Origin of the sequence: Micromonospora sp. WMMC273, assembly GCF_027460285.1 — a bacterium.
Lineage (GTDB): Bacteria > Actinomycetota > Actinomycetes > Mycobacteriales > Micromonosporaceae > Micromonospora > Micromonospora aurantiaca.
In genome coordinates this window covers 6033698-6047031 of record NZ_JAPZBE010000001.1, presented here as the reverse complement: position 1 = coordinate 6047031, position 13334 = coordinate 6033698, and the positions used below count along the sequence as shown (strand labels likewise).

Annotated in this window: 14 protein-coding genes; 1 reads left to right on the top strand and 13 read right to left on the bottom strand. The window is 72.8% G+C overall.

The window, feature by feature from the left end; translation table 11 throughout:
- Positions 1 to 28: 28 nt before the first annotated feature.
- From pheA to O7611_RS28095, 4 genes are all read right to left on the bottom strand, one after another.
- Positions 29 to 985 (bottom strand): prephenate dehydratase, encoded by a 957-nt coding sequence (pheA, locus tag O7611_RS28110; RefSeq protein WP_194800334.1) that lies wholly within the window; start codon positions 983 to 985, stop codon positions 29 to 31.
- A 10-nt stretch (positions 986 to 995) separates the two neighbouring features.
- On the bottom strand, positions 996 to 1571 hold the full coding sequence (locus tag O7611_RS28105; RefSeq protein ID WP_194800335.1) for a hypothetical protein: 576 nt from the start codon (positions 1569 to 1571) through the stop codon (positions 996 to 998).
- 50 nt (positions 1572 to 1621) lie between these two features.
- Complete coding sequence (locus O7611_RS28100) at positions 1622 to 2071, bottom strand: hypothetical protein (RefSeq protein WP_194800336.1); 450 nt, start codon at positions 2069 to 2071, stop codon at positions 1622 to 1624.
- Between the two features lie 144 nt (positions 2072 to 2215).
- Positions 2216 to 2953 (bottom strand): hypothetical protein, encoded by a 738-nt coding sequence (locus tag O7611_RS28095; RefSeq protein ID WP_194800337.1) that lies wholly within the window; start codon positions 2951 to 2953, stop codon positions 2216 to 2218.
- 162 nt (positions 2954 to 3115) lie between these two features.
- On the opposite strand from O7611_RS28095, the gene O7611_RS28090 reads away from it, so the two are divergent.
- Positions 3116 to 4330, top strand: a complete 1215-nt coding sequence (locus O7611_RS28090; protein ID WP_269697847.1) for an arginine deiminase — start codon at positions 3116 to 3118, stop codon at positions 4328 to 4330.
- A gap of 10 nt (positions 4331 to 4340) precedes the next feature.
- Here O7611_RS28090 and O7611_RS28085 read toward each other — a convergent pair whose 3' ends face one another.
- The 9 genes from O7611_RS28085 to O7611_RS28045 form a co-directional block, all read right to left on the bottom strand.
- A complete protein-coding gene (locus O7611_RS28085) occupies positions 4341 to 5225 on the bottom strand; it encodes a DUF5926 family protein (protein WP_194800339.1) in 885 nt (294 codons plus the stop codon).
- An 86-nt stretch (positions 5226 to 5311) separates the two neighbouring features.
- Entirely contained in the window at positions 5312 to 5728 is a 417-nt protein-coding gene (locus O7611_RS28080; protein WP_370584918.1) for an ATP-binding protein, read from the bottom strand.
- Between the two features lie 64 nt (positions 5729 to 5792).
- Positions 5793 to 7247, bottom strand: coding sequence for a sensor histidine kinase (locus O7611_RS28075; RefSeq protein WP_194800341.1), 1455 nt, complete (start codon positions 7245 to 7247; stop codon positions 5793 to 5795).
- 76 nt (positions 7248 to 7323) lie between these two features.
- Positions 7324 to 8115, bottom strand: coding sequence for a glycerophosphodiester phosphodiesterase (locus O7611_RS28070; RefSeq protein ID WP_194800342.1), 792 nt, complete (start codon positions 8113 to 8115; stop codon positions 7324 to 7326).
- Positions 8116 to 8130: 15 nt separating this feature from the next.
- Complete coding sequence (locus O7611_RS28065; protein ID WP_013289303.1) at positions 8131 to 8466, bottom strand: rhodanese-like domain-containing protein; 336 nt, start codon at positions 8464 to 8466, stop codon at positions 8131 to 8133.
- A gap of 28 nt (positions 8467 to 8494) precedes the next feature.
- Positions 8495 to 9319 (bottom strand): LCP family protein, encoded by an 825-nt coding sequence (locus tag O7611_RS28060; RefSeq protein WP_442929376.1) that lies wholly within the window; start codon positions 9317 to 9319, stop codon positions 8495 to 8497.
- A 290-nt stretch (positions 9320 to 9609) separates the two neighbouring features.
- Positions 9610 to 10824, bottom strand: coding sequence for an LCP family protein (locus O7611_RS28055; RefSeq protein WP_194800343.1), 1215 nt, complete (start codon positions 10822 to 10824; stop codon positions 9610 to 9612).
- 203 nt (positions 10825 to 11027) lie between these two features.
- On the bottom strand, positions 11028 to 12275 hold the full coding sequence (locus tag O7611_RS28050) for an LCP family protein (RefSeq protein ID WP_269697846.1): 1248 nt from the start codon (positions 12273 to 12275) through the stop codon (positions 11028 to 11030).
- Between the two features lie 74 nt (positions 12276 to 12349).
- A complete protein-coding gene (locus O7611_RS28045) occupies positions 12350 to 13327 on the bottom strand; it encodes an NAD-dependent epimerase/dehydratase family protein (RefSeq protein ID WP_269697845.1) in 978 nt (325 codons plus the stop codon).
- Positions 13328 to 13334: the final 7 nt, after the last annotated feature.

The following is a 13334-nucleotide window of genomic DNA, read 5'->3' as shown; positions in this document are numbered from 1 at the left end:
GGCGTCCGCCGAGGTCGCCCCGGGCCGGTCAGCTCAGCTCACCGGACCGCAGCCGGGCCACCCAGGCCGCCGCGTCGGCGTAGTCGGCGTCGGTGAGCCCCGGCGGCACCGGCGTCTGCTGGTCGCCCGCCGCCGTGCTCCAGCGGTGCCGGGGGTACGACCCCAGGAACCGCACGTCGGCGCAGACCCGGCGCAGCCCCTGCAACGCCTCGCCGAGGCGTACGTCGGCGACGTGCCCGGCGCAGTCAAGGAAGAACACGTAGCGGCCGAGCGCCTCGCCGGTCGGGCGGGACTCGATCCGGGTCATGTTCACGCCGCGTACGGCCAGCTCCATCAGCACCGCCAGCAGCGCGCCCACCCGGTCGTGTGCGAGGCACACCGCGAGCGAGGTCAGGTCGTCTCCGGTGGGCGGCGGGGGCGGCCCGGGGCGGGACACCAGCGCGAACCGGGTCACCGCGTCGGGGTGGTCGGCGATCTTGTCGGCCAGCACCGCCAGGCGGTGCCGGCTCGCGCCGATCGGGGCGCAGATGGCGGCGTCGTACTCGCCGCTCGCCGCCCCGGCCGCGGCGGCGCCGTTGGAGAGCACGTCGACCACTGTGGCGTCCGGCAGATGTTCCCGCAGCCAGCCCCGGCACTGGGTGGACGCCTGCGGGTGGGCCGCGACGGAACGGACGCCGGACAGCGTGGTGCCGGCGCGGGCGGCCAGCACGAACTCCACCGGGAGGACCACCTCGCGGGTGATCACCAGCGGGTCGCCCTCGACCAGCTCGTCGAGCGTCACCCCGACCGCGCCGCCGATGGAGTTCTCCAGTGGCACCAGCGCCGCGTCCGCCTCTCCGGCGCGTACCGCGTCGAGCGCCTCACCGACGCTGCGGGCCGGTGTGCGGTCCCCGCGCTCGGCGGCGGGCACCGTACGCAGGGCCTGCTCGGCGAAGGTGCCCTCGGGGCCCAGGTAGACGAAGCGGGTCGGCGGTGTTCCCGGCATGTCGACCAGCCTACGCACCCGGCGTGCCGTCGCAGGCCAGGGTACGGATGCCGACCGGCGCCAGGGTCCGCACCTCGACGCCGCACACGTCCGTGCCGGCCGTGACCAGCTGCGGCGTGCCGGTCTCGCCGCGCGTGACCACCTGCAACTCCTCGTGCCCGGTGACCGTCAGCACGGTGTACTGCCAGCCCTCGGCGCAGAGCGGACCGGTCGCCACGGTGACCCGGACGTCGCGGGGCAGGACGCCGGCGGATCCGCGCAGCAGCGCGACGATCCGGTCGCCGGACGGCCGTCCCCGGCAGGGCGCCGCCGACACCGGCACGGCCGGCGAGAGCGTCGGTGCCGGCGGTGGCACGGGTGCGGCCGAGTTCGCGCTCGGCGTGGGCGTGGCGGACACCGACGGGACCGGGAGTGGCGTGGCGGCGGCGGACGGCGCGCGCAGCTCGGGCGGGGCGCCGCAGGCGGTGAGGGCGAGCAGCGTCAGCAGCGCCAGCGGGCGGTGGCGGCGCCGGGGGTGTGGGGTGCGGGGCACGGGGGCGTCCTCGGGGCATCGAGGGGTGTCGTCGTGTGGTGGGGCCGAGGCCATCGTAGGAGGATGAACCGGCCCGGGTGAAGGGCGCCGGGTCTGGTCGCGGATCAGACGGCGGAGAGGAAGGTGAGCGAGCCGGCCACCGTGCCGTCGGTCAGCACCGGCGTGGAGATGGCGTCGACGGTCCGGCCGGCGTCGGAGCCGGGCCCCTGCACCCGCAGCAGGCCGCGGGCGAGCCGCCCGGAGTGCAGCGCGAGCAACGGCGGGATCTTGTCGGTCTCCTGCTCGGTCAGCTCGCTCGGGCTCGCCGTGAAGTCGACGAGGCGCAGGCCGCCCTCCAGCAGCGGCAGGCCGATCACGTCCTCCGGGGCGCCCAGGCAGAGCAGGTCGCAGCCGGACGAGGAGATCGCCACGACAGTGGTGCCGGCGTCGATCAGCAGGCACGGTTCGGCGGCCCGGGAGACCATGCCGGACCAGTGCCCGAAGTTGTCGGACTCCTGCTCGGTGGATGCCGCGGGCGCGAACACTTCCGAGAGTGAGAGTTCGACGTGGGCCACCGCGCCTCCTATGTACACCGACGGTCTGTCCACGCTAGCCGGTCGGTGCGGCGGAAGCATCGGCTGCCGGGCGGCCGGCGACGGCGCGGACCGACGGAACCAGCCGGGGGCGGTGCCGTGGGCCGCGTGGCGTCGCCGGAGACGTTACCGGCGGGCGGCCCGCTTGTCAGCGGCCGTTCGGCCCTCGTCATACCACCGGTAGTCGGCGGTTGGACGGTACGTGCCGTTGAACCACGTGGCCGGCGCCTGCGCGACGCGGGAGAGCTTCTCGGCGGTGGCCGGACTGATCCGGTTCCCACCGGCCACGAGCAGGCGGTCCAGCTCGCGGTGGGTGGCCATGAGGCAGTCCTTCGGCAGGCCGTAGACGCTGATCACCCCGGAGCCGACGAACGTCAGCACCGGCGTCACCGGGATCGGCAGGCCGACCGCGTCGGAGAGGGCCTTGCTGGCGCGCTTGGCGTCCCGGCGGGCCTCCTGCACGTACGGCGGGCGCTTGCCGTTGATCTGGACCACGTCGCCGGCCACCAGCACGCGGGCCCGGCCGTGGTCGGCGATGGTGACCGCGAACAGACCGCTCGGGCCGATGGCCAGGAACCCGGCCCGGTCGTCGCGGCCGCGGTCGAGCAGCATGTCGGCCGGGTCCGTCCGGGGCCACTCGATGACGTGCCAGGCGGGACCGAGGTGGTCGAGTTGGCCGAGGGCGCGAGCCCCTGCCGCTTCCAACCGGCGGGCCCCCCGCTCCGCCCGGCGACGCCGGGCCCACTCCAATGGAGTCGGTCGGGCCGGCTCGAGCACCGAGGTGGGCTCGACCCGGGAGTGCGGCACCGTGCGGGGCGGCAGTGCCCTGCTCGGTACAGCCTGACGAGCGGGAAAGACAGTCATCGCGACCTCCGGCAAAAGGTCTCTCGAAGTTATGTCTCCACTACCCTACGTTGCGCCCCCGGGGGCTCGGCAAGTTGGACCGCCGGAGTGAGTGCGGATGAATGCCATATTCATTCACACTTCTTTTCCGGATGGTGCGTAAGCCTGCCCTAGGCTGCGGGGGTGACCCACTATGTGGACAGCGAAGTCGCCCGGCTCGGGACGGTGCTGCTGCACCGCCCGGGGCCGGAACTGGCCCGCCTCACCCCACGCAACAACGACAGCCTCCTGTTCGACGCTATCCCGTGGGTGGGACGCGCGCAGGAGGAGCACGACGCGTTCGCGGCGGCGTTGCGGTCGCGCGGGGTCGAGGTGCTCTATCTGGCCGACCTGCTGGCCGAGATGCTCGCCGTGCCCGACGCCCGGGCCGAACTGACCGAGCAGGTGCTGCGGTCCCGCCGGCTCGGCCACACCCTGCGGCGCCGCGTCGCCGACCATCTGGCGTTCCTCGATCCGGCCGGGCTGGCCGACGTGCTCACCGCCGGGCTCGCCCACGAGGAACTGCGGCTCGGCGCCGACCGCCCCGGCGGTCTGGTCTGGACGCTCATGGACCGGCACGACTTCGTCATCGACCCGCTGCCCAACCTGCTGTTCACCCGCGACTCGTCGGTCTGGATCGGCGACCGGGTCGGCGTGACGAGCCTGGCCATGCCGGCCCGGCGGCGGGAGACCACGCTCACCGACGCGATCTACCGCTACCACCCGCGCTTCGTCGGCACCGAATTCGTCTACCACCCCCGGATGGAGCACCTGGAGGGCGGCGACGTGCTGCTGCTCGCGCCGGGGGTGCTCGCCGTCGGCGTCGGTGAACGCACCACCCCGGCCGGCGCGGAACGGCTGGCCCGGCAGGTGTTCGCGGCCGGCCTGGCGCACACCATCCTGGTGGTGCCGATCGCGCAGGAACGCGCCACCATGCACCTGGACACCATCTGCACGATGGTCGACGTGGACGCCGTGCTGATGTACCCCAACGTCGCCCACGAGCTGTCCGCGTACACGGTCATCGCCGGCGCGGACGGCGACGACCTGCGGGTCGACGGCCCGGCGCCGTTCCTGCGGGCCGCCGCCGACGCGATGGACCTGGACCAGCTCCGGGTGATCGACACCGGTCTGGACCCGGTCACCGCCGAACGCGAGCAGTGGGACGACGGCAACAACACGCTCGCGCTCGCGCCCCGGCTGTGCGTCGGCTACGAGCGCAACGTGGAGACCAACGCGCAACTGGAACGCGCCGGCATCGAGGTGATCGCCATCGCCGGGTCCGAACTGGGCTCCGGGCGGGGCGGCCCGCGCTGCATGTCCTGCCCGCTGGTGCGGGAGGAGGGCGGGGCCGCCTGACCCGGAGACGTCAGCGCAGCGTCAGCTGGCGGCCGAGCAGACCCTGGCGGGCCCGGCGGCCGGCCGCGTCGAGCGGCTCCCGCTCCGCGACCGCCTCGGCGTAGCGCTTGGCGAACTCCGCCACCGGCGCCTCCCACTCGGCGGCCGGGGTGTCCTCCGGCAGGTCCCAGACCGGCGCGAGGCGCCCGTGCGCCCGGAACATGCCCGCGAACTTCGTGTCGTCACCGAGCGTCAGCGCGCCCGCCGCGGCGAGCCGGGACAGCGCGTCGAGCGCGGTGTCCTCGTCCTCCGGCAGGACCAGGCGCACGTGGGCCTTCTCCGGCACCTGGCACCAGTACGCGGCCGGCGCGGCGGCCAGCTTGACGGTCGGGTAGATGGCCGAGTTGGCCCGCTCCAGGGACGCCTGGACGTTCGGGTCGTCGGCGGCGCCCGGGTCGAGCCAGAAGTCGAAACCGTCGTGCATGGTGATCTCCAGCGGGCCGTCCACCAGGATGTCCTGGAGGCGGGGGCCCGGCCCGGGCAGCGGCGGCACGCTCACCTGGCCGCCCGGCTCGGTGCGCAGCGCGGAGATCAGCGCGTCGGCCAGGTCGCGGGAGACGTCGCCGGACTGCTGGTGCCGCTGCAGGCCGATGAAGACGCGCCCGTCCGGCTTGGTCATCGCCGGTGCGGCCATCGGCAGCACTGTCGCCAGCGTGACCGGCCGGTCGCCGTACTCCTCGATCAGTTCCGGGGTCAGCCGCAGCGGCGCGGACGCCGCCGGGACCAACTCGCGCAGGGCGATCCACTCCGGCTCGTCCGCCAGGCCCTCGAACGGCCGGGGCACGAAGACGTCGCGCACCTTCTCCCGCTTCGGGGTGGCCTCGCCGGCCCGCTGGTTCTTCCGACGCTTGCTCATGCGCCCGCTCCGCTCCGCTCGGTCATGGCGAGACAGCCTAGATGCCGGGTCTCGGCGGCGGGGGCCGGACCCGTCCGCCGCGTCGGTCAGCCGGCGGCGACCAGGTCGGTCCGCTGCGCCGGGACCGGGTCGAACCGCGCCCACACGCTCTGGCCCAGGCCGTCGCGCTCCACGCCCCAGCCGCTGGCGAGCCCGGCGACGATGTGCAGCCCGCGGCCGTCGGCCGCGTCCGGCGAGGCGGTACGCATGCACGGGCCGGCACCGGAACCGCCGTCGGTGACCCGCAGCTCGACGCTCGGCCCCTGCTCGGTCGGGCGCAGCCGCCAGGCGACCCGCACCACCCCGCCGGGCAGGGAGTCGGCGTGCCGGACCGCGTTGCCGACCAGCTCGGCGAGAACCGCGACCAGGTCGGCCACCAGGACCGGGGGTACGACACCGGTCAGCTCGTCGGCGAGCCGATGCCGGGCCAGGCGCGCGCCGGTGGCGTCGTGGGGCACCACCACGCACCACGACCGTTCGGCCGGACCAGTCGACACGTCGTTCCTTCCCCGCCCGTGAGCGCCCCGGTCAACCCCGGGGCAGCCGCACCTCTGCGACCGTACCGCCACCGGCTCTGGGCCGGAGGGATACCCATCCATTCTGCTGTTCAACGATCTGGCGGACGAGATAGAGACCGAGCCCGGCACCGGGATACCGGCGGCGGTCGCCGGACTCCCCCTGCCAGAACCGGTCGAAGGCCCGCTCCACGTGTTCCGGCCGGATGCCGATGCCCCGGTCGGCGACCCGGAACGAGACGGTCCGCTCGTTGGCCTCGGCGGTGATCTCGATCGGTGTGTCCGGCAGCGAGTACTTCCCGGCGTTCGTACCCAGTTCGGTGAGGACCGTGGCGAGGCTGTGCCGGTCGCCGAGCGCCTTGGGCAGGTCGGCGGGCAGATCGAGCACGACCCGGTGCCGGACGTCCGCCGGCAGGTCCACCACCGCCGCGCGCAGCGCGTCGACCAGGTCGAACGGCGCGGCCGGCTCGCCACCGGGACGGTTCTCGGTGGCGGTGGTCAGCAGCCGGTCCACCAGGCGGGCCAGTTCGTTGGCGCGCTGGCCGATGATCCGGGCGGCCTGCCTGCGGTCGCCGTCGCTCAGCGAGTCCCAGTGGTCGGTGAGCGTGTCCGCGTACCCCTTGATGACGGTGACCGGGGTCCGCAGTTCGTGGCTGGTCACCGCGACGAACAGGTCCCGGTCGTGGTCGCGCCGCTGCTGGTCGGTGGTGTCGCGGAAGCTGACCACGCGCAGCGCGTTCGGGCCGGGCAGTTCGCCGGACGTGATGCGCAGCCAGCGGCCGTCCGGGAGCCGGTGGTCGAGCACCTGACCGGGCGGCGGCAGCGGGAACGGCAGCGGCCGGCTCAGCGCCTCGTCCGCCGGTCGCCCGGTCACCTCGACCGCGGCCGGGTTCCAGAGCCGGACCCGGCCGTCCCGGTCCACCACCGCGAGGCCGTCGGCGAGCGCCGCCACGACCGGGCCGTCCCCGTGTACGGGCAGGCCGGTCTGGTCGCCGTACATGTGGGCGATGCAGGCGGCGATGTAGCCGATGACGGCGCGTTGCGAGGGTTGCAGCGGTTCGCCCAGCGGGTAGAGCGCGTGCAGGCTGCCGATGGTGAGCCCGCCGATCTCGGCGCGCGCCACGATCATCCGGCAGAGGCCTCGGCCGGCGACCTCGTCGGCGAGCGCACCGGGGATCGCGTCGACCCGGACCTCCCGTACCGGCGGGCCGGCGAGCAGGCAGACGGTGGCCGGGTCGGTGGCGGGCAGCGGGCGGCCGAGGACGAACTCGGCGCTGCCGGTCGCGGCGACGACCCGTCCGCCGGCCGGGGTGAACTCCACGAAGACCAGGCCGGCCGCGCCGACCGCGGGTTCGACCTCGCGGAGCAGGCGGGTGAGGACGGCGAGGCCGGACTCGCCCGAGTTGATCATGTTGATCACTGCGGTGTGGCCGGCGATGAGGGCGGGGTAGTCGGTTCGCTCCGGCATGTCCCGAGTGTGCCGCGCCGTCCGCGTCCGGGACACCCCCGGCCGGTCGACCGTCTCCGGTACCGATCGACGGGGCTCACCGGCCCAACCGGGCCAGCGCGTGGGCCGGCCGGTCGGTGATCACCCCGTCCACGCCCGCTTCCAGCACGAGTTCCAGGTCCTCCGGCTCGTTGACGGTCCAGACGTACACCGAGTTGCCGGCGGCGCGCAGTGAGGGGACCAGGCGGGGGCGGGCCCGGACCAGGTCCACGCCGGGGCCGGCGATCCGGGCGCCGAACGGCAGCCGGCCCAGCGGCAGCAGGCGCGGCAGCACCTCCAGCAGCAGCACGGTGGGCAGCGCCGGTGCGAGTTCCCGGACCCGGCGTACGGCGAGCGGCGAGAACGACATCACCGTCACCTGGACCGGATGGTCCGGCCGTGGTTCGGCCAGCCCGTACCGGCGCAGCATCTCGACCAGGCGGCGCTCGACCTCGCCCCGGTAGCGGGACGGGTGCTTGGTCTCGATCAGCAGCCGGACCGGCCGCCCGGCGGCCAGCACCGCGTCGAGCAGCCGCTCGAGCGTGAGCAGCCGGGTGTGCGACTCGTCGAGCGGCACGTCGTCCTCGGCGAGCGTCGCGGCCCGGTGCCAGGAACCGAAGTCAAGCGACTCCAGCTCGGCGAGAGTCCGCGCGCTGACCAGGCCGTGGCCGTTGCTGGTGCGGTCCAGCCGGCGGTCGTGCACGCAGACCAGGTGCCCGTCGCGGGTCAGCCGGACGTCGCACTCCAGCCCGTCCGCGCCCTCGTCCAGGGCGCGCAGATAGGCGGCGAGAGTGTGCTCCGGCAGGTCGTACGAGGCGCCGCGATGGGCGAAGACCAGGGGGACGGTCATGGCCGTGTCACCGGCTCAGGCGACCCGGCCCGGCTGCCCGTCGTCGGTGACCACCGGACGGCCCGCGGCGGCCCAGTCGCCCATCCCGCCGTCGACGTTGCGGACCTGGTCCCAGCCGTTGCGCATGAGGTAGCCGACCACCTGGGCGGACCGGCCGCCGGAACGGCAGATCACCGCCACGTCGCGGTCCTGCGGGATCTCGGCGATCCGGGCGGGCAACTCGGTCATCGGCAGGTGGTGGGCGGCCGGCGCGTGGCCGGCGGCCCACTCGTCGTCCTCGCGGACGTCGAGCAGGTAGACGTCGTCGGGCACGGCCGACGCGGGCACGCTGGGTAGTGAGGCTCCGAACACGGTAACCAAGCCTAGTCGCCCGTGGCGCTCACAGCCGGTTGACCCAGCGCGGGTTGGCGCCGGCCCACTCCGGCACGCGCGTGTCGCGCAGCGCGCCGAACAGCCCGGCGCCGCCGTCGTCCAGCACCACGTACGAGACGCCGTCGATGGTCTGCGGGTAGGAGGGCACCTGAACCCCGCGCACGGCGTCCGCGGGCAGGCCGCGCAACGCGAACAACAGCTCGTCCAGGGGTACGCCGTTGGTGTCCACGGTCAGCGCCCCGCCGGCGGCGCGCAGCACCCGGTCCAGCTTGACCGGGTCGCTGCGCAGCCGCGTCTCGCCCGCCCGGTCGAGCACCGCCCGCAGCATCTGCTGCTGGTGCCGCTGCCTGTCGAAGTCGCCACCGGGCAGGTCGTAGCGCTGCCGCACGTAGTCGAGCGTCCGCGCGCCGTCCATCTGCTGGCAGCCGGCCTCGAACTGGTACCGGGTGTGGATCGAGCGGACCGGCGTGTCCACACACATCCGGATGCCGCCGAGCTGGTCGATCACCTCCTTGAAGCCGGAGAAGTCGACGAGTGCCGCGCCGTCGAAGCGGATCCCGGTGAGCCGGTTCAGGGTGGTGCTGAGCAGGCGTGCGCCGCCCTCACCGCCGCCGCCGTGCTCGTACGCGGCGTTGACCTTGTCCTGGCCGCCGGGGAAGCCCGGTGCCGGGGGGAGCGCCACCAGCAGGTCGCGCGGCACGGAGATCAGGTACGCCTGCCGCATCCCGGCCGGCACGTGCACGATCAGGATGCTGTCGGAGCGCTGGTCCTCCGGGTTCGCGCCGGGCCGGTGGTCCGAGCCGATCAGCAGGTAGTTGAGTGCGCCGTCCAAGTCCGTCCGCTTCTTGCGGGCGGCCGGGTCGAGCAGTTGTTCCTTGGCGACGGTGCGGTCGTAGCGCGAGGTGAGCCAGTGCAGCCCGGCGACGCCGAGCGTGGCGAGCAGGACCAGGACGAGGCCGGTGCCGAGCAGGAACCGGGCCCAGCGGGCGGGTCCACCCCGCCCGCGTCGGTTCCGTGCTGGCCTGGACGTGACGATCCCCCCGTAGCCGCGACATGAGACCCGCTCACGTCAGGCTACGGGGGGATCGGCTGACCGGTATCGCTTTCGCGCAGGTCAGCGGGTCATTTCCGGGTGGAGAGGACGTCCGGGTTGTTCACCACGAAGTCGGCCAGCTTGTCGTTCTTGACCGCCTGGAACATGTCCATCGTCGTCTCGTTGAACGTCTCCCGGCCGTTGTCGTTGCCGGCGAAGGTGCCACCGTTGGTCCGCAGGGTGACCAGGTCGTTCCCGTTGAGGTTCTTGAGCGTGAAGATGAAGTCGGCGATCGGCACGCCGCCGGTGTCCAGGACGAACGCCTTGCCCGCGGCCTTCATCAGCGAGTTCAGCTTCAGCGGGTTGGTCAGCATGCCGCCCTCGGTGGCCTTCTTGGCCATCGCCTTGATCAGCTGCTGCTGGTTCTGCTGCCTGTCGTAGTCGCTGTTCGGCAGGCCGTAGCGCTGGCGGGAGTAGTCGAGCGCCTCCCAGCCCTCCATCTCCCGGCAGCCCTTCTTGTGCACCACTGCCTTGTACGGCTTGCCGGTCTTCTTCGCGTCGGCGTTCCACATCGGCTTGCCGTCGACGTACGACATGTGGTGCGACTTGACCTCGTGGCTCACGCAGATCCGCACCGAGCCGAGCGCGTCGATCACGCTCTTGAAGCCGCCGAAGTTGATGATCGCGGCGCCGTCGAAGCCGATCCCGGTCATCGACTTGATCGTCTTGGCCATCAGCTGAGCGCCGCCCTCCCAGCCGCCGCCGTTCTGGGCGCCGTGGAAGAAGGCCGCGTTGATCTTGTCGGTGCCGCCCCTGTAGCCGCTCTTCTCGAACGCCGGGATACGCGCCTCGGTGTCCCGGGGGATCGAGATCAGGTACGCCTGGTCGTGGCTGGCCGGGATGTGCAGGATGATGATCGTGTCCGACCGTACGTCATCGGCGGCCCAGCGCTCGCGGGCGTCCACACCGAGCAGCAGCATGTCGATCGGGCCTTCGAGGCTGTTACCGCCCTCGGCCTCGCTCTTGCCCGCTCCGCCGAGCAGGTTGCGCTGGGCGATGTTGTCGGTGGCCTGGCCGATCACCGCCTTGCTGCCGACGATCGCGACGCCACTGGTCACCATCAGCACGGCGCCGAGCACCAGCGTGAGCTTCGCCCAGAGCGGGTCCTTGCGCTTGGTGCGCTTCTTCTTGCCACCGCCGGGACCGCGACCGCCGGAACCGGGCTGTGTGGGGATGACCGGAGGGACCCGCCCGGATGATCCGGGTGCCGGTGACTGCGGGCGACGGCTGGTCTGGACCGACATGCGTGCTCCAGCTCGGTGATCGGGGGCGGGACCACTTTACGTATCTGTTCCCGTATTCGCGACCTCGTAGGCTCGCAATTCCCGTCAATACCGGCCTACATCCTCGGGTTGTGGCCGAACGGGCAGGAGTAAGGAGCCGGTCGGCGGTTGGCCTCCGTGGTGGCGAGGCTCTAGCGCTCGTTGCCGGTCATGTCGTGCCGACGTCAGCCGCCCGCGTTGTCGCCCGAACCCTTCTTGTTGGCCTGCATCCACTCGGCCATCCGGTCCGCGGCGATCGCCTTGTACATCGCCAGCGCCTTCTCCCGGTCGGAGACCACCACCGACTGGCCGTCGATGGTCTGGCCGCCCAGGTGCGGGCTGGTGACGAAGGTCAGGTTCTCGCCCCGCAGGCTGCGGAACTGCACTGCCATGTCGGTCAACGAGAATCCCTGGTCGACCGTGACGGCGGCGGTCACCGCCTTGAGGAAGTCGTTCAGCTTCTTCGGGTTGGTGAGCGTCCCGGTGCTGGCCGCCTTGTCCATCAGCGCCTTCAGGAACTCCTGCTGGTGCCGCATCCGGGCGAAGTCGCCGTCCGGGAACTGCTTGCGCTGCCGGACCCAGTCCAGCGCCTCGGCGCCGTTCATGTGGTTCACGCCCTTGGTGAACGTCCGGTACGGCTTGTGGATCGAGGTGATGGTCCGCTCCACCTTGAGGTCGACCCCGCCCAGGGCGTCGGTGACCTCCTTGAAACCGCCGAAGTCGATGGCCATGACGTGGTCGATCCGTACGTCGGTGAAGCACTCCACGGTCTTCACCGCGAGCGGCAGGCCGCCGAACGCGAACGCGGCGTTGATCTTGTTGCGCGAGCCCGAGTCGCAGGACGCGCCGGCGCTCTCCGGGATCGGCACGTACAGGTCACGCGGCACCGAGACCAGGTAGGCGCTCTTGTGGTCGGCCGGGATGTGCATGACGATCACGGTGTCCGCGCGCCACTTGCCGGAACCGTCGACAGGGGCGTCCGGATCCCGCGAGTCGCTGCCCACGAGCAGGATGTTGAACGCGCCCTCGACCTGCTTGGCCGGCCGGCCGCCGGTGATCCCGGCGAACGGGTCGGTGCGCGCCAGGTCGTCGTCCAGATTGCGGGCGTAGAACCACGCGCCGAGGCCGCCGAGCAGCGCCAGCACCAGCACCGCGACACCCGCCACCAGGCCGATGCGCCCCCAGCGCGGCCGGGGGCCACGCCGCCCGGACCCGCCTGGACCGTCACCGCCCGGACCACCGGGCCCGGCCGGTCCGGCCGGGCCGCCGGGACCGCCCGAGCGGGGCGCCTCGTCGTGTGCGGGGTACCACCTGGTTTCGGAGGGCCGGGCGCGCCCGGTGGCGGCCCGGCCGGAGCCGGGAACCGAGGCGCGGCCCGCGCCCCGGCTGAGGTGTCGGGGGATCGGGGCGCCGGCAGACGAGGTCGCTGACATGTAACCGAGGGTAGGTCGGCCGGGCCACCGACGCCCTCGTACGCGCGCCGATGTCAGCCGCGTCCCCGGCGGGTTCAGTACCCGAGACGCCCGCGGAAGTACTCGATCGTGCGTCGGAGGCCGTCTTCGGGCGTGACGCTCGGCTCGTATCCCAGCAGTTCGCGGGCGAGGGTCAGGTCCGGGCGGCGCATCTCCGGGTCATCGGAGGCACGAGTGATGTAGCTCACCTCGGATGTGCTTCCGGTGAGTGACACGATCGTCTCGGCCAGTTGCCGCATCGACATCTCGTGCTCGGTGCCGCAGTTGATCGGCCCGGTCTGGGTCGAGTCGAGCAGCAGCAGGATGCCGCGCACCAGGTCGTCGACGTAGCAGATCGAGCGGGTCTGGTTGCCGGTGCCGTGCACGGTGATCGGCTCGCCGCGCAGCGCCTGGGAGATGAACGTCGGGATGGCGCGGCCGTCGTCCGGGCGCATCCGCGGGCCGTACGTGTTGAAGATCCGCACGATCGCGGTGTCGGTGCCCCGGCTGCGGTGGTACGCCATGGTGGCCGCCTCGGAGAAGCGCTTCGCCTCGTCGTAGACGCTCCGGATGCCGATCGGGTTGACGTTGCCCCAGTACGTCTCGCGCTGCGGGTGCTCCTTGGGGTCGCCGTACGCCTCGGAGGTGGAGGCCATCAGGAACCGCGCGCCGTCGTCGGTGGCCCGCTCCAGCAGCGCCAGCGTGGCCACCGAGCCGACCCGGAGGATCTCCACCGGCAGCTTCTCGAAGTCGGTGGGGCTGGCCGGGGACGCCATGTGCAGGATCGCGTCGAACCGCTCGGCCATCGCCGGGTGCTGCGGCAGGCCGTCGGAGATGTCCGCCTCGACGAGCGTGAAGGTCGGCTGGTCCAGCAGGTGGGCCACGTTGTCCTTGGACCCGGTCACGAAGTTGTCCAGCACCACGACGGTGCAGCCGCGCTCGACGAGCCGGTCGACGAGGTGGGACGGGACGAAACCGGCGCCGCCGGTGACGAGGATGCGGTGTCCGGTACCGAAGCGGGGAGCGACCTTCATGGCGGTC